We start from the raw sequence: 23998 nt of genomic DNA, 5'->3' as shown, positions 1-23998 counted from the left end.
TCATCCCCCGCGCTTGCGCCTGGCCAGATCTTGCGTGGGCGCCACCAGCGCCCGGTACAACTCGCCCGTGGCGGCATCCCAGCTTTGCACCGCCTGCTGCTGGCGTTGCACGGTGGCCGCATCGCCGCGTGCGATGGGGCCGGACAGCGCGGGCGCGGCGCCCAGGCGGAACACATTGGCCACCGCTTCCGTCACCAAAGGCTGGGCCAGCTCGCGCGCCACCGGCTCGGCAATGCCGGCCGCCTGGTAGGCGCGCAGGGCGGCGTCGAGCACCGTCACCAGGTAATTGCTGGCAAACACGGCAGCGGCGTGATACAGGGTCTTGGCGGCCGGGTCGATGGGCACGGGCCGCGCGCCGATGGCATTCAAGGCCGGCGTGAGGAAGGCCATTGCCAGCGGATCGCCTTCGACGCCGCAAAACGTGCCGTCAAAGGTGGCGGCCACCTGCTGCGGGTCGGCAAAGCTGCGGATCGGGTGGGCGCTGGCGACAAAAGCACCGGCCTGCGTGGCGGCCAGCAGCACGTTCGAGGCCAGCGCGCCGCTGCAGTGGAACACGATGGCGCCCGCCTGGCGTCCCTCGGCCACCAGCGCCGCGCAGGCCGGGACGATCTGGTCGTCGGAGACGGCCAGCAGGGTGACATCGGCGCGCCGCAAGGCCGCATAGCTGGCGACGGGGGTACCGGCGCCCATGAAATCGACGGCCGCCTGCGCCGAGGCGATCGAGCGCGTCAGCACGTCCTGCACCGCGATCCCGTCCACGCCGGCGAACAAACGGCCCAGCACGCGGCCCACATGGCCGGCGCCGATGATATTCAGGGTGACTTGCATGGCTGCCTAGAAGCTGGAACCGGGCTGGCGCAAAAATTCCACTTCTTCCGGCGTGGAAGGCCGGCCGAGCATGGCGTTACGGTGGGGGAAGCGGCCGAAGCGGGCGATCACTTCCTGGTGCCGCTGCGCATAATCGAGCATGCCATCAAAACCGGGCTGCGCCTGCGACAGCAGCTGGAACAATTCGACGGCGCGCGCCTGCATGGCCAGGTCTTCCGCATGTTCGAACGGCAGGTAGGCGAAGGCGCGCAGCATCGGTGGCAGCAGCTGGTCCTGCCCCGCTTGCGTCAAGGCGACGGCCAGCGCCAGCGCCTGGGCGTCGCCGGCAAAGGCGCGCGGCGTGCCCCGATACACATTGCGCGTCAACTGATCGAGCACGATGAGGCGCGCCAGCGCGCCGTGCGGCGTCGCGTCCCACGCGCGCAAGCCGCCCTCGATGGCGGCATCGATCAGCGTGCCGAAACGCGCGCGTATGTGTGCGTCAAAGGCGTCATCCTTGCGGAACCATGCCACGCGCGACTGGCCGTAGTCAGGGTTATCCGGCGGCAGGAACCAGAAATCGAGTACGTCTTGGGCCTGTGCATCCATGTCCATCCTTTTCAGTTGCGTGCGTGCGACAGCTGGAAGCCGGCGATGCCTTCGAAGGCGGCCAGTTCAGCCGACATGGCCGACAGGCTGGCGCCCGTGTTCTTGCCATGCGCTATGGCGACAAAGCGCCATTCCTGCATGCCGTCGGTGCTGCCGATGGTCAGCGAGCCGCCGGCGATGTCGTAGCCGCGCTTGGCAGCCATGCGCCGCAGCGCATCTTCGCGCGGAACAAACCCTTGCTTGAAGCGCATGGTGATGGCCACTGCGTGGCGCGACGGCAGCCAGTTCTCCAATTTTGACAGAAAAATCATCGCCATCGCGCACATGAAGGCCAGGCCCATGGCCGACAGATAAAAGCCGATGCCGACCATGATGCCGATCACGGACGATGCCCAGATCGAAGCGGCCGTCGTCAAGCCGCTGATATTGAAGCCTTCGCGCATGATGACGCCGGCGCCGAGGAAACCCACGCCCGTGACGATACCCTGGATGATACGCGTCGGGTCGCTGCCGACGATGGTGCCATGGCCGCCATACCAGAACTCCGGATAGCCGCCCAGCACCGTCAGCGCGGCCGAAGCCATGCAAACCAGGCCATACGTGCGCATGCCGGCGGCGCGCCCGTGATACGAGCGCTCATAGCCCACCAGCAAGCCCAGCAGCAACGCGCCAAGCAGGTTCAGCAGAATCACGCCATTCGTTGCCAGCTCGGCCGGCGACCAATAGGCGCGCAGGAAGTCAATGGTCGGCATCTAGGGCTTTTTCGTCAGCTGCTTTTCAAACGCCACATCGAGCTTGCTGACGCGGCGCGCTTTTTGCGGTCCCAGGCCATTCACGAAGGCGACAAAGGCATCGAGTTCCAGCGGCGGGCAAAGGGGCGGCAAGCCCGGGCCTTCGGTCAGGAAAAACAGTTCATCGCCCGTGCGCGCCATCGTATAGAGGCGGTGGCCGGTGCGTTCCTTGAGCCGCTCGATGGCGGACGTGGCGCGGGTCGAACGCATCAGATGGCTCCCGTGCGCTGTTCCAGCCACGCCAGCGCAGGCGCATCGGCCGGCGCAGCCAACAGCGGCGCGAGGCGCGCACGCACGGTGGCGTGGTAATCGTTGAGCCAGGCCGCCTCGTCGTCGCGCAACAGCGAGCGCTCGACGCAGCGCGTATCGATCGGGCACAGGGTCAGGGTTTCGAAGCGCAGGAATTCCCCGAACTGCGTCGTCCCTGCGGGAACGTTCAATACCAGATTCTCGATACGGATGCCCCACTGGCCAGGGCGATAAATGCCCGGTTCGATGGAGGTGATCATGCCGATCTCCATGGCCGTCTGCGGCTCCGGCATGGCCGACTGCGAAATCGATTGCGGGCCTTCATGGACATTCAGGAAAAAGCCCACGCCGTGGCCCGTGCCATGGCCAAAGTCGATACCCTCGGCCCACAACGGTGCGCGGGCAATCGCATCGAGCATGGGCGACTTCACGCCGCGCGGGAACTGCGCGCGCGACAGGGCGATCATGCTGCGCAAGACCAGCGTGAAATCGCGCCTGTGCTCAGCCGTGATCGTGCCGACGGGGACCACGCGCGTGATATCCGTGGTGCCGCCCAGGTACTGGCCGCCCGAATCGATCAGCAGCAAGCCGTCGCCTTCGATGGTGGCCTCGCTGCCCGCATGGGCGTGATAATGCATGATCGCGCCGTGTGCGTTGAAGCCGGCGATGGTGCCGAAACTGGGGCTGACAAAATGCGCACGGCGCGCGCGGCATGCCGTCAGGTGTTCGTCAACGCCGATTTCCGTCAAGGGCGCGCGCTGCGGATCGGCCAGGGTGCTGTCTAACCAGCTGAAAAATTCGCACAGCGCGGCGCCATCTTGCTGCATGGCGGCGCGCACGTGCGCCGCTTCGCTCTCCGACTTGCGCGACTTGGCCAGGGTGCTCGGATTGATCGATTCGACCACCCGCACGCCCTCGGCCACGGCCTGGCGCGTGCCGAACGTGATGCGGCGCGGGTCCAGCAGCAAGGTGGCGCCGGCCGGCAGCGCGGCCAGCGCGGCCGCAGTACGGTCATACGCGGCCACGTCCACGCCTTCGCTTTCCAGGGTAGCGCGCAGGGCGGCGGGCAGCTTGCCGTCGGCGACGAACAGAGTGGCGCGCTCGGGGCCCACCAGCGCATGCGCGAGGAAGACGGGGTTGTAACTGACGTCGGCGCCGCGCAGGTTGAACAGCCAGGCGATATCGTCGAGGGTGGAAATGACGTGGTGGCTGGCGCCGTGCGCCGCCATGCTGGCGCGCAGGGACGCCAGTTTTTCAATACGCGACAGCGATGGATACGCCGCCGCGTGTTCAACCACTGGCGCGGCAGGCATGGCCGGGCGCTCTGGCCAGACGGCTTGCAGCACATCGGTATCGGTGCGCAGGGTCACTTGCTCGCCCAGCGCCTGCTGCAGCAGGCGCGCATTGGCCAGGCCCAGTACGGCGCCATCGACGGCTACCGTCTGCCCCGGCTGCATGGTCTCGCCCAGCCAGTCGATATACAGCACGCTGGCGCCGGACGGGATTTTTTTCAGGACGATGCCGCTGCCGGACAGTTCGTCTTCCGCCTGCTCCCAGTAGCGGCCATCGGTCCACACGCCGGCAAAATCCTGCGTCACGACCAGGGTGCCGACCGATCCCGTAAAGCCCGACAGCCACTCGCGGCCCTGCCAGCGCGCCGGCAGGTACTCGGACAAATGCGGGTCGGCCGAGGGCACGATGCAGGCGTCGATGTGCTGCGCGCGCATGGCGCTGCGCAGTTGCGACAAACGGGAGGCGGGAGTGGATTGGTCAGGTGTCTGCATGGGGCCGAAAAGAGCGGTGCTGGGAAGCGCCTATGATACCGCGATTAGCCCGGCTAAGGCACTGCGCGCCCGCAACGCCTTTTCCGCCGGTTTCAGGTTGCGTTCGAGTTTTTTCCTGATGCCCGCGTGGCGCACCTGGTCCAGCGCTGCGCGCAGGGCTTGCACGCTGGCCTGCGTGGGGATGGTTTCCACGCCATGGCCCAGGGCCATGGCCAGCGATTGCGACGGCGCGCTGTTGGCCGTGCCCGGCGCCACGCACGCTTGCGGCAGCAAGGTGGCGATGACGGGCGCGAACCAGCAGTCATCGCGATAGGAAGCCACCCGCGCGGCACGCGCCAGGATGCCGGTATCGGCCGTGGCGAAGGCCGCATCGGCCACATACGGCAACTGGCCGGCATGGATGGCTTCGAGGTGGCGCGCCGCCTCTTCCAGGATACGGCGTGAAAAATCGGCATACGCCGCATCGTCGGCCAGCACCTGCGCGGGGTCCGTATCGCCGATGTCGTCGCGGCTCCAGTGAGCGCTGTGCGGCGAGCTGGCCAGCGCCAGCAGCGAGGCGTCGCGCAGCTGCGGCAGCAAGGCCAGTTCGTGCAGGGTAATCGGCATGGGCAGCAAGACATGGCGTGCCTGCATGGCAGCATCGAGCCGCGCCAGCGCCTTGGCGCCGGCCAGGCGCGCCTGCAGGAACGCTTGATAGTGCTGCTCCGTCAGGTGCCGCACGTCGTCCATCGAAGCATCATTCGCCATCATCGGCCTCGTAGCGGCGCAAGCCTTCCAGGTCCAGCACGCGGATGCCGCCATAGTCGAGGCGCAGCAAGCCCTTTTTTTCCAGCACCTGCAGAGCCTGATTGGCGCGCTGGCGCGAAGAGCCCGACAGCAGGCCGATCTCTTCCTGCGACAGCTGCACCAGCGTATCGACGCCAGGGTACAGGTGCGAGTTGAACATCGAGGCCAGGCAGCGCGCCACGCGCGTGTTCAGGTCGAGCAGGCGCTCGTTTTCCACCATGCCGATGAACTGGCCCAGGCGCTCATTGAGCTGCATCAGCAAGAACCGCGTAAAGGGCAGACTCGTTTCCAGCAGCCAGTGAAAGGTGGCGCCGGGCAGACGCGCCACGCGCGTGTCGCGCAGCGCCATGGTGTCGTATTTGCGGATTTCCCTTTTCAGCAGCGAGCCTTCGCCAAACCAGCTGCCGGGCGGCACGCCGATGAAGGTCATGGCCTTGCCGGAGGCGGAAAAATTATTCATCTTGACCATACCGCTGATAACGCCGATCCAGTTGTCCACCGGCTCGCCCTTGCGGCAGACAAAGCCGCCTTTCGGCACGAAGGTTTCAAACACGTCCGCCTCGACGCGGGCCATTTGCACGGGATCGAGCAGCTGCGCCCAGTTGGCCGCGCGCACGGCATCCTTCAAACTGATATCAGGGTAGGTCATTGTGCGATGCACCATCGAAAAGTGGGTAAATGTCCCCGAAAAGACAACTCGGCAAACTAACGCAAGCTACTATCATTGCACAAACGCCTTATACATAAAAACACAGAGCGCCATCCAACGAGGTGGAGCCTGAGACAAGCAACAGGGAGACACTGGTGCAAACGACTACCACAGCAACGATGCCGACTTTTCCGCGGCGCTTATTGCAACACGGGACAGTACGATCCGACAAGCCCGCCTTTCGCGAAAAACACCTGGGCATCTGGCAAACCTGGACCTGGTCCCAGGTCAACGAGGAGGTGCGCGCCCTGGCCTGCGGCCTGGCCGCCATCGGCTTCCAGCGCGGCATGAACCTGGCCATCATCGGCGACAACCGTCCCCGCCTGTACTGGGCCATGCTGGCCGCGCAAAGCCTGGGCGGCGTGCCTGTGCCACTGTATCAAGACGCGCCGGCCGCCGACATGGCCTATGTGCTGCAGGATGCGGAAATTCGCTACGCCATCGTCGAAGACCAGGAGCAGGTCGACAAGCTGCTCGAACTCAAGGCCCTGTATCCGCACATCGCCCACATCGCCTACGACGATGAACGGGGCATGCGCCATTACCGCCAGCCGGAGCTGATGTCCTTTGCCGCCCTGCAGGTGCTGGGCCGGGCCTACGACCGCGAGCATCCGGGCTTCTTCGACGCTGCCGTGGCAGCGGGCCAAGGTAGCGACTCGGCCGTCATCCTGTACACCTCGGGCACCACGGGCAAGCCGAAGGGCGTGTGCCAGAGCCACACGGCGCTGCTGGCGGCCGGCGAAGGCGGCGTGGCCTTCGACAAGCTCACCGACGACGAAGACATCCTGTCCTACCTGCCCATGGCGTGGGTAGGCGACTGCCTGTTCTCGCTGGCGCAGGCGATGGTGGCCGGCTTCACCGTCAATTGCCCCGAATCGGGCGACACGGTGATGATCGACATGCGCGAAATCGGCCCCACCTGCTACTTTGCACCGCCGCGCGTGTTCGAAAACATGCTCACCAGCGTGATGATACGCATGGAAGACGCGAGCAGCATCAAGCGCCACATGTTCAGCCATTTCATGGACGTGGCCAAGCGCTGCGGCGCGCAGATCCTGGATGGCAAGCCCGTGTCGCTGGCGGATCGCCTCAGCTACAAGCTGGGCGAGCTGCTGGTCTACGGTCCCCTGAAAAACGTGCTGGGACTGTCGCGCGTGCGCGTCGCCTACACGGCCGGCGCCGCCATCGGCCCCGACCTGTTCCGCTTCTACCGTTCCATCGGCGTCAACCTCAAGCAATTGTACGGTTCCACCGAAACCTGCGCCTATGTGTGTCTGCAGCCGGACGGCAATATCAAGTTCGACAGCGTGGGCCTGCCCGCACCGGGCGTGGAAGTCAAACTGGCGGCCAATGGCGAAGTGCTGGTGAAGTCACCGGCCACCATGAGCGGCTACTTCAAGCGTCCCGAAGCCACCGCCGAAGTGATCGATGCCGACGGCTACTTTCATACGGGCGACGCGGGCGTGTTCGATAGCGAAGGCCACTTGAAAATCATCGACCGCGCAGCCGATGTCGGCAAGCTGACGTGCGGCGCCATCTTCGCGCCCAACTACATCGAGAACAAGCTCAAGTTTTTCCCCTTCATCAAGGAAGTGGTGGCCTTCGGCCATGCGCGCGACCAGGTGTGCGCCTTCATCAATATCGATATCGAAGCGGTGGGCAACTGGTCGGAGCGGCGCGGCATCGCGTATGCCGGCTACACCGACCTGGCGGGGCGCGCCGAAACCTACGGCTTGATCCGCGACTGCATCGAGCAGGTCAACGCGGAACTGGCGACCGATCCGCTGATGGACCGCACGCAGATCCACCGCTTCCTGGTGCTGCACAAGGAACTCGACCCGGATGACGACGAACTGACGCGCACGCGCAAGGTGCGCCGCAAATTCATCGCCGAGAAGTACGCGGTGCTCATTTCCGCCCTGTATGAGGGCAAGGCAACGCAATACATCGAGACCCAGGTGAAATTCGAGGATGGCCGCACCGGTTCGACCAGCGCCGACCTGCAGATCTGGGACAGCAAAACGTATCGGCCCCAGGGCCTGGCCGCATGATGGAGCACAGCACGATGCAAATGAACGAACCCGACGCCCATTTCGGCACGGCCCGCAAGACCGGCCCCGTGATCCTCGACCTGAAGAACATCTCGCTGTCGTTCGGCGGCGTAAAAGCGCTGACCGACATCTCATTCGACGTCAAGCAGCATGAAATCCGCGCCATCATCGGCCCGAACGGCGCCGGCAAGAGCTCGATGCTGAACGTGATCAATGGCGTGTACCGGCCGCAGCAGGGCGAGATCATCTACCGGGGCGAACACCGGCGCGGCATGGATTGCTACGCGGCCGCCAAGTCCGGCATCGCGCGCACCTTCCAGAACATCGCCCTGTTCAAAGGCATGACGGTGCTGGACAACATCATGACGGGGCGCAACCTGAAGATGAAGTCGAATTTCCTGCTGCAAGCCCTGTACTGGGGCCCGGCGCGGCGCGAGGAAATCGAGCACCGCAAGAAAGCCGAGGAGATCATCGACTTCCTGGAAATCCAGGCCATCCGCAAGACGCCCGTGGGGCGCCTGCCCTATGGTTTGCAAAAGCGCGTGGAACTGGGCCGCGCACTGGTGGCCGAACCGGAAATTTTGCTGCTCGATGAACCCATGGCCGGCATGAACGTGGAAGAAAAGCAGGACATGTGCCGCTTCATCCTCGACGTCAACGACCAGCTGGGCACGACCATCGTGCTGATCGAGCACGACATGGGCGTGGTGATGGATATCTCCGACCGCGTGGTGGTACTCGACTACGGCAAGAAGATCGGCGACGGCACGCCCGACGAGGTGCGCAGCAACCAGGATGTCATCAACGCGTATTTGGGTGTCGCGCACTAGCACCAGACAAGGGATAGCAATGAATATCAATTTTTTCTTTGAAGTGCTGATCGGCGGCCTGCTGTCAGGCGTCATGTACGCACTGGTGGCGATCGGTTTCGTGCTGATCTACAAGGCCTCGGGCGTGTTCAATTTTGCGCAGGGAGCGATGGTGTTTTTCGCCGCCCTCACCTGCGTCGGCATCATGGACAAGTTCGGCCTGTCGCTGTGGCTGGCCATCCCGCTGACGATGCTCACCATGATAGCTCTGGGCATGGCGATTGAAAGGGTGGTCTTGCGACCGCTCGTCAACCAGCCGGAAATCACGCTCTTCATGGCCACCATCGGCCTGACCTTTTTCATCGAAGGCCTGGCGCAGCTGATGTGGGGCTCGCAAGTGCACAAGCTGGACCTGCCCATCGAAGACGTACCGATGCAGTTCCTGATGGACCGCTTCGACATCAACATCTCGCAGTTCGACCTGATGGCGGCCGGCATCTGCGCGCTGCTGGTGATCTGCCTGGCCCTGCTGTTTTCGAAAACCAAGGTGGGCCGTGCCCTGCGCGCCGTCGCCGACGACCACCAGGCGGCGCTGGCGGTGGGCATCCCGCTGCAGCGCATCTGGGCCGTGGTGTGGGGCGTGGCGGGCCTGGTGGCCATGGTGGCCGGCCTGCTGTGGGGCGCGCGCAACGGGGTGCAGTTCGCCCTCACCTTCATCGCCCTCAAAGCCTTGCCGGTGCTGATACTCGGCGGCTTCACTTCCGTGCCGGGCGCCATCGTCGGTGGCCTGATCATCGGCGCCTCGGAAAAGCTGGCCGAAGTCTACCTCGGCCCCATGGTGGGCGGCGGCATCGAAGGCTGGTTCCCGTATGTGCTGGCCCTGCTGTTCCTGCTGGTGCGCCCGGAGGGCCTGTTCGGCGAGAAGATCATCCGGCGAATATAAGGCCCCAAGAGCATCGTAGGTCGGATTAGCCGAAGGCGTAATCCGACAAACACCCCAACAGCCAGTAAAGGACACGCCATGATTTACCGTGAAGCAGGACAATTCAAGACCAGCTACCAGGCTGACAACCAGATTTTCCCGATCCGCCAGGACCGCCTGGCGCTGACGGCCACGCTGCTTGTCGCCGTCTTCCTGCTGCCGTATTTTGCCTCGCCCTACATGCTGTCGGCGATCCTGATTCCCTTCCTGATCTTCGCACTGGCAGCGCTGGGTCTGAACATATTGACCGGTTACGCAGGCCAGTTGTCGCTGGGTACGGCCGCCTTCATGGCCGTGGGCGCCTTTGCCTCGTATAACTTCATGGCCCGCCTGCCAGGCTTGCCGCTGCTGGTGTCGTTCATCCTCGGCGGCCTGTGTGCGGCCATGGTGGGCATCGCCTTCGGCCTGCCCTCCCTGCGCATCCGCGGCTTTTACCTGGCCGCCTCCACCCTGGCGACGCAATTTTTTGTCGTCTGGTGCCTGACCAAGATCCCGTACCTGACCAACTACAGCTCCTCGGGCGTGATCACGGTACAGAAAATGACCATCCTCGGCTACCAGTTCGATACGCCGCAAAGCAAATACCTGCTGGTACTGGCCATCGTCGCCGGCATGGCGCTGCTGGCCAAGAACATGATCCGCTCCAACGTGGGCCGCTCGTGGATGGCCGTGCGCGACATGGACATGGCGGCCGAAGTGATCGGTTTCAGACTGATGCGCACCAAGCTGCTGGCGTTTGCCGTCAGCTCGTTCTACTGCGGCGTGGCCGGCGCGCTGTATGCGTATGCCTACCTGGGCACGGTGGAGCCGGAAGCGTACAACCTGGACCTGTCCTTCCGCATCCTGTTCATGATCATCATCGGCGGCGTCGGCTCCATTCTCGGTTCCTTCCTCGGCGCGGCCTTCATCGTGCTGCTGCCCGTCTTCCTGAACACCATCGCGCACGGCCTGGCATTGCCGACCAGCGTGGCCTCGAACCTGGAACTGATGGTGTTCGGCGCGCTGATCATTTTCTTCCTGATCGTCGAACCACACGGCCTGGCCAGGCTGTGGCAGATCGCGAAGGAGAAACTGCGCCTGTGGCCTTTCCCGCACTAGGAATTTGTACCTTGCAGTCTGATGTCGGTTGACTTGAAATCAAATAAAACAAGAGGAGACACACAATGAAACACATCAAATCGCTCATGCTGGCCGCCGCCATCGCCAGTGCCGCACTCACCATGGCCGGTAGCGCCCAGGCGCAGGACAAGGAACAGTACATCGCCCTGCCCTCCTACCGCGTGGGTCCCTACGCGGCCGGCGGCTCCGGTTTCTACGGCGGTGCCATCGACTACTTCAACCTGGTCAACCAGGCCGGCGGCGTGAATGGCGTCAAGATCAGCTGGGAAGAATGCGAAACCGAATACAACCCGTCGCGTGGCGTCGAATGCTATGAGCGCCTGAAAACCAAGCAGGGCGGCGCCACTTTGGTCGAAACCCTGTCCACCGGCGTCGCCTACGGCATTCTGGACCGCGTGGCACAGGACAAGATCCCCATGACGATGATCGGCTACGGCCGCTCGGATGCCGCCAACGGCAAGGTCTTCCCGTATGTGTATCCTCTGATCTCCAGCTACTGGAGCCAGGCCGCCGCCATGATCAAGTACCTGGGCGACAAGGATGGCGGCATGGACAAGCTGAAAGGCAAGAAAATCGTGCACCTGTACCACGATTCGGCCTTTGGCAAGGAGCCGCTGCCCGTGCTCGAAGCGCTGTCGAAACAGTACGGCTTTGAACTGGTGAAAATTCCCGTCGCGCCGCCAGGCAGCGAGCAGCAATCGCAATGGCTGCAAATCCGCCAGGCCAAGCCGGACCACGTGATCCTGTGGGGCTGGGGCGTGATGAACTCCGTTGCCATCAAGACGGCGCAGCGCAACGGCTTCCCGCGCGACAAAATGCTGGGCGTCTGGTGGGCCGGCTCCGAGGAAGACACGATTCCATCGGGCGACGCGGCCAAGGGCTACACGGCGATGACGTTCAATACGCCGGGCAACTACCCCGTGCTGGACGACATCCGCAAGAAACTCTATGCGTCCGGCAAGGGCAACCTGTCCGACCAGTCGCGCGTCGGTTCCGTCTACCACATGCGCGGCGTGACAGCCGGCATCCTGTGGGTGGAAGCGATCCGCGTGGCGCAGGAAAAATTCGGCAAGGGCAAGCCTGTCACGGGCGAGCAGATGCGCTGGGGCCTGGAAAACCTGAACGTCGACGACGCGCGCCAGAAGGCCGTCGGCGCACTGGGCATGTTCCCCACCGTGAAGACCAGCTGCGACGACCATGAAGGTTCGGGCGCCGTGAAAGTGCAGCAGTGGGATGGCAAGAAGTGGATCGCCATCACGCCGAAATGGATCGTCGGCGACAAGGCCCTGGTGCGTAAACTCGTCGAGGAATCGTCAGGCAAGTACGCCGAAGAGAAGAAGATCACGCCGGCGTGCATGAAGTAAGCGGCTCTCGGGGTGATGTCGGATTACGGCCTGCGGCCTAATCCGACCTACGCCGCATCCACGTAGGTCGGATTAGCGCAGCGTAATCCGACAAGCACCAACATCACATGAAAACGAAGCAGCCATGACACCCACTGCCACGCAAACACCAGACACCCCACCGCCCTACCTCTCGGTGAACAATATCGAAGTCATCTACGACCACGTGATCCTGGTCCTGAAGGGCGTGTCGCTGCAAGTGCCGCAAGGCAAGATCGTGGCGCTATTAGGCGCCAACGGCGCCGGCAAGTCGACCACCCTGAAAACCATCTCGACCCTGCTGCGCGGCGAACGCGGCGACGTCACCAAGGGCGAAGTCCAGTTCAAGGGCGAACGCGTGGATCAATTGACGCCGAATGAGCTGGTCAAGCGGGGCCTGTCGCAAGTGATGGAAGGGCGCCACTGTTTCGGCCATCTGACCATCGAGGAAAACCTCCTGACGGGTGCCTACACGCGCAGCCTGTCGCGCGGCGAGCTGAAAGACGCGCTGGAGAAGGTATATCACTATTTCCCGCGCCTGAAAACGCGGCGCAGCAGCCAGGCCGGCTATACCTCGGGCGGCGAACAGCAGATGTGCGCCATCGGCCGCGCGCTGATGGCCAAGCCGTCGATGATTTTACTGGACGAACCTTCAATGGGCATCGCGCCGCAGATCGTCGAAGAGATCTTCGGCATCGTCAAGGACCTGAACCACAAGGAAAACGTGTCGTTCCTGCTGGCCGAACAGAACACCAACGTGGCGCTGCGCTACGCCGACTTCGGCTACATCCTGGAAAACGGCCGCGTCGTAATGGAAGGGCAAGCCCAGGAACTGGCCAGCAACGAAGACGTCAAAGAGTTTTATCTGGGCGTCTCCAGCGCCGGGCGCAAGAGCTTCCGCGACATGAAGTTCTACCGCCGCCGCAAGCGCTGGCTGGCCTGACACAGGAAGCAAGTCATGGACCTGGAGCGAGCGAAGCAGGTGTGCCGTGCCTTTCCCGGCGCGACAGAAGACATCAAGTGGAGCAACGTGCTGGCGTTTTGCGTCGGTGGCAAGCTGTTCGCCCTGTGCGGCGCGGAAGCACACAGCACGCGCGGCATCAGCTTCAAGATCGATGCGGAGCGCTTCCTGGAATTGACGGACCGTCCCGGTTTTCGCCCCGCGCCCTACCTGGCGCGGGCCAGATGGGTGCTGGTCGCCAGCCCCGACGCGCTGGACGACGACGAAATGGCCGCCCTGCTACAGCGCTCATACAGCCTGATTGTTGCGGGGCTGACGAAAAAAATGCAACGTGACATTGGAGAATCAGCAACATGACCGATACGCTCGATAGTCTGGAAGCACGCGCCCCCGAAGCGCGCGAACACGAATTGATGGCCGGCCTGCCGCAGCTGATCGCGCGCGCGCAACAGGCGCCGGGCTGGGCCCGCATTCTCGATGGCGTCAACGCGGCCGACATCACCAGCCGCGCCGCGCTGGCGCAGCTGCCCGTGACGCGCAAGTCCGACCTCAAGCAATTGCAGCACGATGCCTTGCCCTTCGGCGGCTTGAACACGACGCCGAAAAACGCCCTGTCGCGCGTCTTCGTCTCGCCCGGCCCCATCTTCGATCCGGAAGGCCGTGGCCCCGACTGGTGGCGCTTCGCGCGGCCCATGTATGCGGCCGGCGTGCGCGCCGGTGGCTTGCTGCAGAACTGCTTTTCGTATCACTTTACGCCGGCCGCCTTCATGGTCGAAGGGGGCGCCGCACGCATCGGCTGCACCGTCATCCCGGCCGGCATCGGGCAGACGGAAATGCAGGTGCAGGCCATGGTCGACCTGAAGCCCGACACGTATATCGGCACGCCGTCATTTTTAAAACTGATCATCGAGAAGGCGCGCGAAATGGGCGCCGACATCAGCAGCGTCACCAAGGCCGTGATGGGCGCGGAAGCCTTGCCCGAATCCCTGCGCAGCTGGTTTGCCGAGAACGGCGTGCCGCACGTGTTCCAGACCTATGCCTCGGCCGATATCGGCAGCATCGCCTATGAAACGGCCAGCAATGGCAAGCTCAATCCGGGCATGGTCGTCGATGAAAACGTCCTGCTCGAAATCGTCCACCCGGGCAGCGGCATTCCCGTCGCACCGGGCGAAGTGGGCGAAGTCGTCGTCACCGTCTTCAATGCCGACTACCCGCTGATCCGCTTTGCCACGGGCGATCTGTCGGCCGTGCTGGTCGATACGCCGGATTCGCCGTGCGGGCGTACGAATACGCGCATCAAAGGCTGGATGGGGCGTGCGGACCAGACCACCAAGGTGCGCGCCATGTTCGTGCATCCGTCGCAGGTACATGACATCGCGCGCCGCCATCCGCAGATCAAAAAGGCGCGGCTGGTGGTATCGGGACGCATGGCCAACGACGAGATGGCTTTGCATTGCGAAGTCGACGATCCGACGGACGCCAGCGGCGTGGAAGCCATCATCGGCTCGATCCGCGAACTGACCAAGCTGCGTGGCGACGTGGTGCTGGTGGCCGTGGGCAGTCTGGCGCAGGACGGCAAGGTCATCGACGACATGCGCGATTACAAATAAGGCGAAATTGCGGGATAATACCCGCATTGACCATCAGCCCCATTCATCGCCATGCAAGAGTCCATGCAAGAATTTCATCACAACCGTGCCCGTGACCTGATCAAGAACGCGGAACTGCTGTTCGACCAAGATACCGTGCAGGCGTCGATCACGCGCATGGCCGATGTACTCAACACGCGCTTCAACGCCGCGGATTCCAAGGAATTCCCGCTGGTGCTGGGCGTGATGGGCGGCGCCGTCGTCTTTACGGGCAACCTGCTGCCGCAACTGAGCTTTCCGCTCGAATTCGACTACATCCATGTGAGCCGCTACGGCGACGACGACAAGGGTGGAGAAGTGGTGTGGAAAGTCATCCCCCGCTCGAACGTGGCGGGCCGCACCGTCATCGTGCTCGACGATATTCTCGACGAAGGCGAAACCCTGGCGCACGTCAAGCAGCGTTTGCTGGACATGGGCGCCTCGGAAGTCATCCTGGCCGTGTTTGCCGACAAGGCCATCGGCAAGAAAAAGCCCGTACAGGCGGACATCGTCGGCCTGGTGATCCCGAACCGCTTCGTCGTCGGCTTCGGCATGGATGCGTACGGCTACTGGCGCAACTTGCCAGGGCTGTGGGCCATCAAGCCCGAGGATTTGAAGCAGGAGTGACTGGGCTAATTGCGGTGGTTGTCGGATTACGCTACGCTAATCCGACCTACCAGTGCCCGGTGGCGTAGGTCGGATTAGCGCGCAGCGCGTAATCCGACACCACCACCAGCGTTACAATTCTGGTAGGTCGGATTAGGCCAAAGGCCGTAATCCGACAACTACCACCAGCGTTACAACTTCAGCCGCGCGCGCGCCGCAGTGTATTCGGCCTTCAGGCGCGCCACCATCTCTTCCACGCTCGGCACGTCATCCATCAAGCCCACACCTTGGCCCGCGCCCCAGATGTCGCGCCAGGCCTTGGCGCTGCCGGAGCCAAAATTCATCGAACTCTTGTCCGCTTCGGGCAAGGCTTCCGGATCGAGTCCGGCCGCAACGATCGATTTCTTCAGATAATTGCCGTGCACGCCAGTAAACAGGTTCGTGTAGACAATGTCCGCCGCGCTTGAATCCACGATGGCGTCGCGGTAGCCATCGCTGACGTTCGATTCCTTGGTCGCCAGCCAGCGCGAGCCGATGTAGGCAAAATCGGCGCCCATGGCCTGTGCGGCCAGCACGGCGTCGCCCGTGGCGATGGAGCCGGACAGCGCCAGCGGACCGTCAAAGAATTTGCGCACTTCGCCCACCAGCGCGAACGGCGACAGGGTGCCCGCATGGCCACCAGCACCGCTGGCCACCAGGATCAGGCCGTCGACGCCCGCCTCCAGCGCCTTTTTCGCGTGGCGGATCGAGATCACATCGTGCAGCACGATGCCGCCATAGCTATGGATGGCGTCGAGCATTTCCTTGGGCGGCGCGCGCAGCGAGGAAATGATGATCGGAATCCGGTGTTTCACGCACACTTCCACGTCATGCGCCAGGCGGTCGTTCGACTGGTGCACGATCTGGTTGACGGCGATCGGTCCCACTTTTTTATCGGGATTGGCGGCCTGGAAGGCGGCCAGTTCAGCCTGCAGCTCGGTGAGCCACGTGTCGAGCAATTCGGCGGGACGCGCGTTCAGGGCCGGGAAGGAACCGACGATGCCGGCCTTGCACTGCGCCGCGACGAGGGCCGGGCCGCTGGCGATGAACATCGGCGAGGCGATAACGGGTAAGGAGAGGTTTTGCAACGCAACAGGCAATGCCATGGCGGACTCGCTGGAAAGTTGATCGGACGTGAAAGACACACTGAACGTTGATTATAGTGCAGAAAAAGTACGATCGTGCTGAATTTATCACCTATCCGCTTCAGCCCTCGTTGAGCAAGTACTCACCCTCGACCCGTGCCGCCGCAGCCCTCACCAGTTGCGACACGGCCCACTCGGCCAGCGCGGCCGCCTCCTGGCGCAGGAAGCGCCGGTTGGCCTCTTCGAAGATGGGCATGCCGCGCAGCAGGGCCGGTATTGCGGCGAGGGCGATGCGCTGGCGTTCCAGCAGCAAAAATTTCAGCAGCACTTTCACCGCATTCTGCGCATTGCGCACGGGGTCCGACGACAGGTAATCGAGACGTGAATACGCGCGCTGCAGGGCGCCGGCAGCGTCCTGGAACGGCCGCCCGTGGCCGGGAATGACGACGCGCACGTCCAGGCTGGCGATCAGGTCCAGGGTGGCGCGCGCTTCCAGAAAGCCGGAGCCGCCGTCGAGTTCGGGGAAGATCACGCCAAAGCCGTTTTCCCACAGGGCGTCGGCGGAAATGAGGATGCCCTCGTCGGCGCAGTAAAAAATCAGCGAGTGCGGGTCGTGACCCGGTGCGCCCAGCGCCTGCCAGGCCATGTCGGCCAACGTCAACGTGTCGCCGGGCGAGACGGTGGCGTCAAAGCCGAAGCGCGGGCATTGCTGGCCCGTGGCCTGGAAACTGAGGGCATCGACATCCCATACTCGCACCTTGTCCGCTTCCGAGACGGGAATAGCCGTCTGGCAGCCATACTCGGCTTGCAGCAGCGCGTTGCCGCCGCAATGGTCGGAGTGCAGATGGGTGTTGAACAAGCGGTGCAGTGGTCGCCCTTGCAAGCTATGGCGCAGCAAGGCCAGCGTCTGCGGCGCATGCGTGACATAGCCGCTGTCGATCAGGGCCGTGTCGTCCCGGCCCTGGAACAGGATGTTATTCGACGACAGCCAGCCGCGTTCGAACACCTGCATGGCATCGGGGAACAGCGCTGGTGATCGCGGCATGGATTTCCTCAGTAGTCGGACTCGAAATCGAGCAAAGATTCGCGTCCTGGCAATGCGGCCCACACGGTGCGCTTGAAGTCGTCGTCAGCCTTGCTCCAGGCGATGATCTCGTCGAGCGTGCGCAAGCAGCCTTCGCACAAGCCGCTGTTGCGGTTCATCTTGCACAGGCTGACGCAGGGCGATGGCACCGGCGACGGCAAGGAAAGTGGAACGGCTGGCGGAGGTGGGGTAGCGACCATCATGGAGCGGCATCGGTAAACGTGGAGGCTTGCATTATGCCGCGAAACCGTGTCGGCGAGGCGATGGCCTCGCCATGCAATGTTTCTGTGAATATATTTTTAAGAGAAAGCATGAGCAAAAAAGCATCTTCCAGAAATTTATTTTGCAGCCATTCTCACTCTGCGGGTGCCCGTCCTACAACATTATCAGAGTAAATCCTGCTTGACTTGAAATATTTCAGAACTATACTACCATCCATACAGATGGCAATTGGATGCCACGTGGAGTTTTTGGAGAGATATGGCCAAGCAAGACAGCAAGCCCAAAATTGGGGAATCCGAGAAAATCACGATCAACCTCGGTTTGATCGACCTGGGGCAGATCGATTTGCTGGTCCAGGAGGGATTTTATTCCAACCGCACGGATCTGATCCGTACGGCCATACGCAACCAGCTGGGTATCCACGCCGACGTGGTGAAACAAACCGTCGCCCGTAAAAGCCTGGTATTGGGCATGCAACATTATTCGCGCGCCGACCTGGAGGCGATCCAGGCAGCCGGCCAGCGCCTGCAGATACAGGTGCTGGGACTGGCCAGCATCGCCAGCGACGTCTCCGTGGAACTGGCACTGGCCACCATCGAGTCGATTTTCGTATTAGGTGCCCTGCATGCCAGCACCGTCGTCAAGACGGCGCTCGCAGGGCGAATTCACTAGCGTATTGGTTCGCGGCGATGACCCGGCCGATGCGCGGCACCGTTAAGGATGGTCATGAAACTACCTATCAACATGTTGGCGCACATGCGCGCCGCAACCCGCAATCTGATGGGCAGCGGTCCAGCCGCGGCCACCGAAGCCATCCAGCAGGCGCTGGCCGCGGCCGGCCTGGCGCCGCAGGCAGCATCCGCGCAAGCGCCGCCACCGCAGCCCATGCGCGACATTAATCCTCCACCACCCGCGCCACCATCAGCGGGCGCGCAGCCGCAAGCTGCCGCCGCGCCAGAAACGCCTGCCGCACCACCCACGCCCGCGCAGGCGGCGCAGGACTTCGCGCAGGATTTCATGGCGCGCCTGGGCGTGCCCGCCGGCCTGGGCCAGCACAGCTTCGACATGCCCAGCTTCGAGATGCCGAATTTCCATCCGCCCGGCTTCAATGCGCCGGCCACCACGCCGGCGGAACTCCCCGCTGGCGCGCAGTTCATCGACGGCGTATACCGCAACCATGCGGGCACGCGCTCCTACAAACTGTATATCCCCAGCAGCTACCACGGCCAGGCCATGCCGCTGATCGTCATGCTGCACGGTTGTACGCAAAATCCCGACGACTTCGCGGCCGGCACGCAGATGAATGCGCTGGCCGAGGAAAAAGAATGTTTTGTCGTCTACCCGGCGCAAACGCAGGGCGCGAACAGTTCGCGCTGCTGGAACTGGTTCAACGCCATCGACCAGCAGCGCGACCAGGGAGAACCGTCGCTGATCGCCGGCATCGCGCGGCAAGTGATCGACGACTACCCGGTAAATGAACGCGAAGTGTTCGTCGCAGGCCTGTCGGCGGGCGGCGCCATGGCCGTCATCGTCGGCACCTTGTACCCCGACCTGTTTGCCGCCGTCGGCGTGCATTCGGGCCTGCCCTTCGCCTCGGCGCAGGACTTGCCGTCGGCGCTGGCCGCCATGAAGGGCGGCGCCATGCCCAATGCCCAGCGCAAGGCGCCGGCGGGGGGCGTGCCCATCATCGTTTTCCATGGCGACCGCGACACCACCGTCAACCCGCGCAATGGCGATGAACTGATCGCCCAGGGCGTGCGCAGCCAGGCGGGCGGCAAGGCGGCCAAGGCCGACTCCATCGACGGCAGCGTGCCGAATGGCCACCGCTACACGCGCACCACGCACAGCCAGGCCGATGGCTCGCCGCTGGGCGAACACTGGGTCATCCACGGCGCAGGCCATGCCTGGTCCGGCGGCAGCAATAATGGCAGTTACACGGACGGAAAAGGCCCGGACGCCAGCCGAGAGATGCTGCGCTTCTTCAAGACCGTCAGCTGATATTTTCGGTGTATGGCGCGATCTGCCGCTGCTTGTCGGCGATCTCGCACACGCCATCGGCATAGCGATTGGAAATGGCGATAAACTGGTCCTGGATCTGCAGGAAGGCGTCGACGATCTCGGCGTCAAAGTGCGAACCGCGCCCCTCGACGATAATCTGCACGGCCTGTGCATGCTCCATGCCCTGCTTGTAGATGCGCCGGCTGATCAGGGCGTCATACACGTCGGCCAGCGCCATCAGGCGCGCCGAAATCGGGATGTCTTCGCCTGCCAGCCCTAGCGGGTAACCGCTGCCATCCCATTTTTCATGGTGGCTGTAGGCGATCTCTTTCGCGTACTTGAGGAAATCGACCTCGATGCCCAGCTCGTGTTCGGCCGCCAGGATGGCGTCGCGCCCCAGGGTGGTGTGCGTCTTCATGATGGCCATTTCGTGTGGTTCGAAACGTCCCGGCTTGAGCAAAATATGGTCGGGGATGCCCACCTTGCCGATGTCGTGCAGCGGCGCCGTCTTGAACAGCAGTTCGATATTCTTGTCCGTCAAAAAATCGCGGAAACGCGGCAGGCCGCGCACTTTCTCGGCCAATGCCTTCAGGTAGTGCGAGGTGCGGCGGATATGGTTGCCCGTCTCGCTGTCGCGCGTCTCGGCCAGCGACGCCATGGCGTGTATCGTGACGTCCTGCAGCGCCGCCACTTCCTGCACCCGGCGCTCCACTTCCGTTTCCAGGTAATGATTCTGGTCGCGCAAAAAATCCTGCATCTGCTTCATCGCCAGCTGCGTCCGGATGCGGGCCAGCACGATGGGCGCCGAAATCGGCTTGGTGATGTAGTCGACGGCGCCCAGGGCCAGGCCCAGCTGCTCGTCGGCCACTTCGCTCATGGCGGTCACAAAAATCACCGGTATGCCGGCCGTGGCGGGATCGGCCTTCAGCGCGCGGCACACGTCGTAGCCACTCATGCCCGGCATCATGATGTCGAGCAGGATCAGATCGGGCTGGTCGCCGCCGGCGGCGATTTTCAGGGCGCGCTCGCCATTGACGGCGATCTTGGTCCGGTAATCGTCTTCCAGCACTGCGCGCAACAGGTCGATATTGTCTGGCGTGTCGTCGACTACCAGGATGGTTGGCTTGCTTGCTGACGCTCTCATGCCCGTCCTTCGCTCTGCATAGTTATCCTTGTCACAGTGTCAGCTCCAGCGCATCGGCCACCTCGCCCAGCTGCGCCAGCGCACCTTCGAAATCGTATTGTCCCAGCATGCGCTTCAACTGGCGCGCATGTTCCCCCTGTCCGGCCGCGACCAGCACGGGACCGATGCAATCGAGATGCTTGACGGCCTGCGCATCGTCCTGCTGCAGCAGTTGCGACAGTTCGCGCAAGCCCGCCTCCAGGTGTGCCCGGTCCACCGGCGCCACTACGGCGTTGCCCGGCTCGGGCACATTGCTGCGCGACTGCATGGCCAGCACGATCTTCGGCACCAGTTCGTCGAGCGCCAGGGTGCAGGCCGCCAGCGCCTGCGGCAAGCCGTCATGCGATCCCAGGCTGAGCAAATGCTCGACCCGCGCCGCACTGTCGGCCAGGCCACCGGCGCCGATATTGCCGGCCAGGCCCTTCAGGGTATGCGCTTCCCGGATTGCCGTCTCGAGCTGATTGTTCTCGATGGCGGCGACGATGCGCTGCATGGCATCGAACTGGGTTTCCACAAAACGATCCAGCAATTTTCGCATCAAAGTAGCATTGCCGCCCACGCGCCGCATGGCCTCCGCCATTTTCAGGCCGGCGATCACGGGCAGCTCCGCTTCCGGCTGCGCCACCACCACCGTCATTTCCTGCGGCGCAGCCGGCGCGATCCAGCGCGCCAGGGTACCGAACAGCTGCGCCACGTCGATCGGCTTGGCGATGAAATCGTTCATGCCGGCGTCCAGGCATTTTTCCTTGTCGCCGACCATGGCATTGGCCGTCATGGCGATCACAGGCAAATCCGAATAACGGGGATCCTGGCGCAGCTTGCGGGTGGCCTGGTAGCCATCCATCACCGGCATCTGGCAATCCATCAGCACGCCGTCATAGGCGTTTTCCTCGATCTTCGCCAGCGCGATGGCGCCATTGCTCGCGATGTCGACACGAATGCCGGCGTCGTTGAGAATATGCTGCGCCACTTCCTGGTTCACCTCATTATCCTCCACCAGCAGCAACCAGGCGCCGCGCAGGGCGCGTTCGTCGTCGCGGTAGCTGCTCTGGCGCTGCGTCTTGCGACTCTGCCCTGTCACGCCGCCAAACACGAACGATATCTGGTCGAGCAGGGTCGAGGCGCTGACCGGCTTGTTCAATACGCCATCGAGCGGCAATTCCCGCTGGCGTGCCGCCTCCAGCAGCGCTTCGCGATGGAAAGCCGTGACCATGATACAGGCCGGCGTCGCATCGATGCCGGCAGCATCGGCACGGATGCCGGCCAGCGTATCGAGGCCGTTCATGCCCGGCATTTTCCAGTCCATCAGCACCAGCCCGTACGGGCGCCCCTCGGTGCGCGCCTGCGCCACGGCGCCGATGGCCAGCACGCCGCCAAACACGGCACGCGCATCGAAACCGAGCGCCGTCAGCATGCTGACGAAGATTTCACGCGCGCTGGGGTTATCATCGACCACCAGCACGCGCAGGCCCTGGAACTGCGGCGGCACTGGCAGGCTGTCGCGCGGCACGGCGGCCAGGCCGAAGCGGGCCGTGAAGAAAAAGGTGCTGCCCACACCCGCTTCGCTGACCAGGTCAATCTCGCCTTCCATCATTTCCACCAGGCGCTTGCTGATGGTCAGCCCCAAGCCGGTGCCGCCATGGTGACGCGTGGTGGACGTGTCGGCCTGGGTAAATGCCTGGAACAATTTGCTGCGCTGGGGCGGCGTCAGGCCGATGCCCGTGTCGCGCACATCCACGCGCAGCACCGCCGCGTGCTCTTCCAGCTGCTGCAAGCGGATGCTGACGACGATCTCGCCCTTGTCCGTAAATTTGATGGCATTGTTGGTCAGGTTGATCAGCACCTGGCCCAGGCGCAGCGGATCGCCCTGCAATGCGTTCGGCACGTCGGGGGCGATGTCGAACAGCAGTTCGAGCCCCTTGTCCTGGGCCCGCATCACGGACAGGTCGGCGATCTGCGCCAGCACGTCTTCGAGGAAAAAATCGACTTTTTCAAAGGCCATCTTGCCCGCCTCGATCTTCGAGAAATCGAGGATGTCGTCAATAATGGCCAGCAGGTTCTTCGAAGCCGATTCCACCTTTTCCAGGTAGTTGCGCTGGGTCGACGTGAGTTCCGTCTGCAGCGCCAGGTGGGTCATGCCGATAATGCCGTTCATCGGCGTGCGAATTTCATGGGACATATTGGCCAGGAAGTCCGACTTCATCTTGGTCGCATCCTCGGCCACTTCGACGGCATGCCGCAGATCCTGCTCGACGGCCAGGTTGGTACTCATGTTTTTCAGCGCCTGCAGCAATTCGCCCGTCTCATCGCGCGACGTCACTTCGATGACGGAACTGAAGTCGCCTTTGGCCACGCGCGTAGCGATCGCCACCGCCTCGCCCAGCGGACGCGTGATCGAACGCGCCGACCAGGCAAAGGCCAGGCCGATCAACAGGGCTGCCAGCCCGATGCCGCCCATCAGGATCAGCGACGTATCGATATCGTTGCGTATCCTGGCCGCGCTGTCGCGTATCAGTTGCTGCTGCAAGTCATCGAGCTGGCCCACGTACAGCAGCACTTTTTCCAGCACCGGCAAGGTCTGCGTCCGCATGGCCAGCTCCGCGGCAGCATCTTCGCCGCGCTCGACCAATTCAAACATCGTCTTGAGCGAAACATAGTAGTCGGCGCGTGCCAGGTGCATCTGTTCCAGCAGGCGCCGTTCTTCCGGCCGCGCATCGAGACCATCGAGGATGCGCACCTGTTCATCGATGCCTTGCTTGATCGCTTCCAGGTGCGCCTGATTCGCCTGGCGACGTGCCAATTCGTGCTGGTTCGGCAGGCTGGCAATGCGCGTAGCCGCCTCGCGCGCCAGCCCATGGATCTTGCTGGTGGCCTTGGCAGCGACCCAGTCGCGCTGCAGGATATCGTCGGTCTCGGCGCGGATGGCATAGATGCGGCTACCCGCCAGGACGATGACGACCAGCATCAGCACGATCAAAATGGCATAACCGGCATTAATGCGCACGCCGATGCGGATATCCCTGAAGCGCATAACTTTCCTATAAGAAATTCTTAAAAATTGAAGTCTGAACGTATTCCCCTACGGAATGCAAGGTTTATTGCAAAGGAAAAAGT

General features: G+C 63.2%; 23 protein-coding genes. 11 read left to right on the top strand and 12 right to left on the bottom strand.

Annotation, left to right across the window (positions count from 1 at the left end; translation table 11 throughout):
• Genes ACP7EG_RS08525 through ACP7EG_RS08495 form a run of 7 tightly spaced genes read right to left on the bottom strand, consistent with a single transcriptional unit; the run spans position 1 to position 5675 of the window.
• Positions 1-828, bottom strand: a complete 828-nt coding sequence (locus ACP7EG_RS08525; RefSeq protein ID WP_426087291.1) for a Rossmann-like and DUF2520 domain-containing protein — start codon at positions 826-828, stop codon at positions 1-3.
• Between the two features lie 6 nt (positions 829-834).
• Positions 835-1422 carry a DUF924 family protein gene (locus ACP7EG_RS08520; RefSeq protein ID WP_426087290.1) on the bottom strand — a complete coding sequence of 196 codons (588 nt, stop codon included), beginning with the start codon at positions 1420-1422 and terminating at the stop codon, positions 835-837.
• A 5-nt stretch (positions 1423-1427) separates the two neighbouring features.
• A complete protein-coding gene (locus tag ACP7EG_RS08515) occupies positions 1428-2168 on the bottom strand; it encodes an MgtC/SapB family protein (protein ID WP_071079956.1) in 741 nt (246 codons plus the stop codon).
• Positions 2169-2417: a hypothetical protein gene (locus ACP7EG_RS08510; RefSeq protein ID WP_071079957.1), complete on the bottom strand. Its 249-nt coding sequence runs from the start codon at positions 2415-2417 to the stop codon at positions 2169-2171.
• Entirely contained in the window at positions 2417-4240 is a 1824-nt protein-coding gene (locus tag ACP7EG_RS08505; RefSeq protein ID WP_426087289.1) for an aminopeptidase P family protein, read from the bottom strand. The genes ACP7EG_RS08510 and ACP7EG_RS08505 overlap by 1 nt, the downstream gene beginning before the upstream one ends.
• Before the next feature lie 30 nt (positions 4241-4270).
• The gene (locus ACP7EG_RS08500) at positions 4271-4990 is read right to left on the bottom strand and encodes a hypothetical protein (RefSeq protein ID WP_426087288.1); all 720 of its coding nucleotides are present in this window, start codon (positions 4988-4990) and stop codon (positions 4271-4273) included.
• Positions 4977-5675: a Crp/Fnr family transcriptional regulator gene (locus ACP7EG_RS08495; protein WP_071079960.1), complete on the bottom strand. Its 699-nt coding sequence runs from the start codon at positions 5673-5675 to the stop codon at positions 4977-4979. Before ACP7EG_RS08495 ends, ACP7EG_RS08500 begins: the two co-directional genes overlap by 14 nt.
• 179 nt (positions 5676-5854) lie before the next feature.
• On the opposite strand from ACP7EG_RS08495, the gene ACP7EG_RS08490 reads away from it, so the two are divergent.
• From ACP7EG_RS08490 to ACP7EG_RS08450, 9 genes are all read left to right on the top strand, one after another.
• Positions 5855-7786, top strand: a complete 1932-nt coding sequence (locus tag ACP7EG_RS08490; protein WP_426087287.1) for an AMP-binding protein — start codon at positions 5855-5857, stop codon at positions 7784-7786.
• 14 nt (positions 7787-7800) lie between these two features.
• Entirely contained in the window at positions 7801-8616 is an 816-nt protein-coding gene (locus tag ACP7EG_RS08485) for an ABC transporter ATP-binding protein (protein WP_029496076.1), read from the top strand.
• Between the two features lie 25 nt (positions 8617-8641).
• On the top strand, positions 8642-9538 hold the full coding sequence (locus ACP7EG_RS08480; RefSeq protein ID WP_170840586.1) for a branched-chain amino acid ABC transporter permease: 897 nt from the start codon (positions 8642-8644) through the stop codon (positions 9536-9538).
• 78 nt (positions 9539-9616) lie between these two features.
• Positions 9617-10675, top strand: a complete 1059-nt coding sequence (locus ACP7EG_RS08475; protein WP_034752817.1) for a branched-chain amino acid ABC transporter permease — start codon at positions 9617-9619, stop codon at positions 10673-10675.
• A gap of 65 nt (positions 10676-10740) precedes the next feature.
• Positions 10741-12060 carry an ABC transporter substrate-binding protein gene (locus ACP7EG_RS08470; RefSeq protein WP_099761113.1) on the top strand — a complete coding sequence of 440 codons (1320 nt, stop codon included), beginning with the start codon at positions 10741-10743 and terminating at the stop codon, positions 12058-12060.
• Positions 12061-12184: 124 nt separating this feature from the next.
• Entirely contained in the window at positions 12185-13021 is an 837-nt protein-coding gene (locus tag ACP7EG_RS08465) for an ABC transporter ATP-binding protein (RefSeq protein WP_071079964.1), read from the top strand.
• 15 nt (positions 13022-13036) lie between these two features.
• Entirely contained in the window at positions 13037-13396 is a 360-nt protein-coding gene (locus tag ACP7EG_RS08460; protein WP_426087286.1) for an MmcQ/YjbR family DNA-binding protein, read from the top strand.
• A complete protein-coding gene (locus tag ACP7EG_RS08455) occupies positions 13393-14649 on the top strand; it encodes a phenylacetate--CoA ligase family protein (protein ID WP_426087285.1) in 1257 nt (418 codons plus the stop codon). Before ACP7EG_RS08460 ends, ACP7EG_RS08455 begins: the two co-directional genes overlap by 4 nt.
• 63 nt (positions 14650-14712) lie before the next feature.
• Positions 14713-15294, top strand: coding sequence for a hypoxanthine-guanine phosphoribosyltransferase (locus tag ACP7EG_RS08450; RefSeq protein ID WP_071079967.1), 582 nt, complete (start codon positions 14713-14715; stop codon positions 15292-15294).
• 170 nt (positions 15295-15464) lie between these two features.
• Here ACP7EG_RS08450 and ACP7EG_RS08445 read toward each other — a convergent pair whose 3' ends face one another.
• The 3 genes from ACP7EG_RS08445 to ACP7EG_RS08435 all read right to left on the bottom strand — a co-directional run bounded on the left by ACP7EG_RS08445 (position 15465) and on the right by ACP7EG_RS08435 (position 17684).
• Positions 15465-16418 carry an NAD(P)H-dependent flavin oxidoreductase gene (locus ACP7EG_RS08445; protein ID WP_426087284.1) on the bottom strand — a complete coding sequence of 318 codons (954 nt, stop codon included), beginning with the start codon at positions 16416-16418 and terminating at the stop codon, positions 15465-15467.
• Positions 16419-16518: 100 nt separating this feature from the next.
• Complete coding sequence (locus tag ACP7EG_RS08440; protein ID WP_426087283.1) at positions 16519-17442, bottom strand: MBL fold metallo-hydrolase; 924 nt, start codon at positions 17440-17442, stop codon at positions 16519-16521.
• 8 nt (positions 17443-17450) lie between these two features.
• On the bottom strand, positions 17451-17684 hold the full coding sequence (locus ACP7EG_RS08435) for a DUF1289 domain-containing protein (protein WP_426087282.1): 234 nt from the start codon (positions 17682-17684) through the stop codon (positions 17451-17453).
• Between the two features lie 277 nt (positions 17685-17961).
• Between ACP7EG_RS08435 and ACP7EG_RS08430 the strand changes: the two genes are divergently transcribed.
• Positions 17962-18375: a CopG family transcriptional regulator gene (locus ACP7EG_RS08430; protein WP_034783786.1), complete on the top strand. Its 414-nt coding sequence runs from the start codon at positions 17962-17964 to the stop codon at positions 18373-18375.
• A gap of 54 nt (positions 18376-18429) precedes the next feature.
• Entirely contained in the window at positions 18430-19701 is a 1272-nt protein-coding gene (locus tag ACP7EG_RS08425) for an extracellular catalytic domain type 1 short-chain-length polyhydroxyalkanoate depolymerase (protein ID WP_426087281.1), read from the top strand.
• On the opposite strand, the gene ACP7EG_RS08420 is transcribed toward ACP7EG_RS08425, so the two are convergent.
• Both ACP7EG_RS08420 and ACP7EG_RS08415 read right to left on the bottom strand, forming a co-directional pair.
• Positions 19694-20845 carry a response regulator gene (locus ACP7EG_RS08420; RefSeq protein ID WP_426087280.1) on the bottom strand — a complete coding sequence of 384 codons (1152 nt, stop codon included), beginning with the start codon at positions 20843-20845 and terminating at the stop codon, positions 19694-19696. The genes ACP7EG_RS08425 and ACP7EG_RS08420 overlap by 8 nt on opposite strands.
• Positions 20846-20876: 31 nt before the next feature.
• Positions 20877-23915 carry a response regulator gene (locus tag ACP7EG_RS08415; protein ID WP_426087279.1) on the bottom strand — a complete coding sequence of 1013 codons (3039 nt, stop codon included), beginning with the start codon at positions 23913-23915 and terminating at the stop codon, positions 20877-20879.
• Positions 23916-23998 lie beyond the last annotated feature (83 nt).

Origin of the sequence: Janthinobacterium sp. PSPC1-1 (assembly GCF_049897625.1) — a bacterium.
GTDB lineage: Bacteria > Pseudomonadota > Gammaproteobacteria > Burkholderiales > Burkholderiaceae_D > Janthinobacterium > Janthinobacterium tructae.
Note: the sequence above shows the minus strand (reverse complement) of the source record. Positions and strands in the feature narration are given on the sequence as shown.

Bases quoted from the DNA above. Each gene is read 5' to 3' on its own strand.
- ACP7EG_RS08485 (WP_029496076.1), top strand. From the start codon at position 7,801: ATGCAAATGAACGAACCCGACGCCCATTTCGGCACGGCCCGCAAGACC.
- ACP7EG_RS08415 (WP_426087279.1), bottom strand. From the start codon at position 23,915: ATGCGCTTCAGGGATATCCGCATCGGCGTGCGCATTAATGCCGGTTAT.
- ACP7EG_RS08515 (WP_071079956.1), bottom strand. From the start codon at position 2,168: ATGCCGACCATTGACTTCCTGCGCGCCTATTGGTCGCCGGCCGAGCTG.
- ACP7EG_RS08435 (WP_426087282.1), bottom strand. From the start codon at position 17,684: ATGATGGTCGCTACCCCACCTCCGCCAGCCGTTCCACTTTCCTTGCCG.
- ACP7EG_RS08450 (WP_071079967.1), top strand. From the start codon at position 14,713: ATGCAAGAATTTCATCACAACCGTGCCCGTGACCTGATCAAGAACGCG.
- ACP7EG_RS08445 (WP_426087284.1), bottom strand. From the start codon at position 16,418: ATGGCATTGCCTGTTGCGTTGCAAAACCTCTCCTTACCCGTTATCGCC.
- ACP7EG_RS08420 (WP_426087280.1), bottom strand. From the start codon at position 20,845: ATGAGAGCGTCAGCAAGCAAGCCAACCATCCTGGTAGTCGACGACACG.
- ACP7EG_RS08455 (WP_426087285.1), top strand. From the start codon at position 13,393: ATGACCGATACGCTCGATAGTCTGGAAGCACGCGCCCCCGAAGCGCGC.
- ACP7EG_RS08430 (WP_034783786.1), top strand. From the start codon at position 17,962: ATGGCCAAGCAAGACAGCAAGCCCAAAATTGGGGAATCCGAGAAAATC.
- ACP7EG_RS08490 (WP_426087287.1), top strand. From the start codon at position 5,855: ATGCCGACTTTTCCGCGGCGCTTATTGCAACACGGGACAGTACGATCC.
- ACP7EG_RS08520 (WP_426087290.1), bottom strand. From the start codon at position 1,422: ATGGACATGGATGCACAGGCCCAAGACGTACTCGATTTCTGGTTCCTG.
- ACP7EG_RS08505 (WP_426087289.1), bottom strand. From the start codon at position 4,240: ATGCAGACACCTGACCAATCCACTCCCGCCTCCCGTTTGTCGCAACTG.
- ACP7EG_RS08500 (WP_426087288.1), bottom strand. From the start codon at position 4,990: ATGATGGCGAATGATGCTTCGATGGACGACGTGCGGCACCTGACGGAG.
- ACP7EG_RS08460 (WP_426087286.1), top strand. From the start codon at position 13,037: ATGGACCTGGAGCGAGCGAAGCAGGTGTGCCGTGCCTTTCCCGGCGCG.
- ACP7EG_RS08525 (WP_426087291.1), bottom strand. From the start codon at position 828: ATGCAAGTCACCCTGAATATCATCGGCGCCGGCCATGTGGGCCGCGTG.
- ACP7EG_RS08440 (WP_426087283.1), bottom strand. From the start codon at position 17,442: ATGCCGCGATCACCAGCGCTGTTCCCCGATGCCATGCAGGTGTTCGAA.
- ACP7EG_RS08470 (WP_099761113.1), top strand. From the start codon at position 10,741: ATGAAACACATCAAATCGCTCATGCTGGCCGCCGCCATCGCCAGTGCC.
- ACP7EG_RS08475 (WP_034752817.1), top strand. From the start codon at position 9,617: ATGATTTACCGTGAAGCAGGACAATTCAAGACCAGCTACCAGGCTGAC.
- ACP7EG_RS08495 (WP_071079960.1), bottom strand. From the start codon at position 5,675: ATGACCTACCCTGATATCAGTTTGAAGGATGCCGTGCGCGCGGCCAAC.
- ACP7EG_RS08465 (WP_071079964.1), top strand. From the start codon at position 12,185: ATGACACCCACTGCCACGCAAACACCAGACACCCCACCGCCCTACCTC.
- ACP7EG_RS08425 (WP_426087281.1), top strand. From the start codon at position 18,430: ATGAAACTACCTATCAACATGTTGGCGCACATGCGCGCCGCAACCCGC.
- ACP7EG_RS08510 (WP_071079957.1), bottom strand. From the start codon at position 2,417: ATGCGTTCGACCCGCGCCACGTCCGCCATCGAGCGGCTCAAGGAACGC.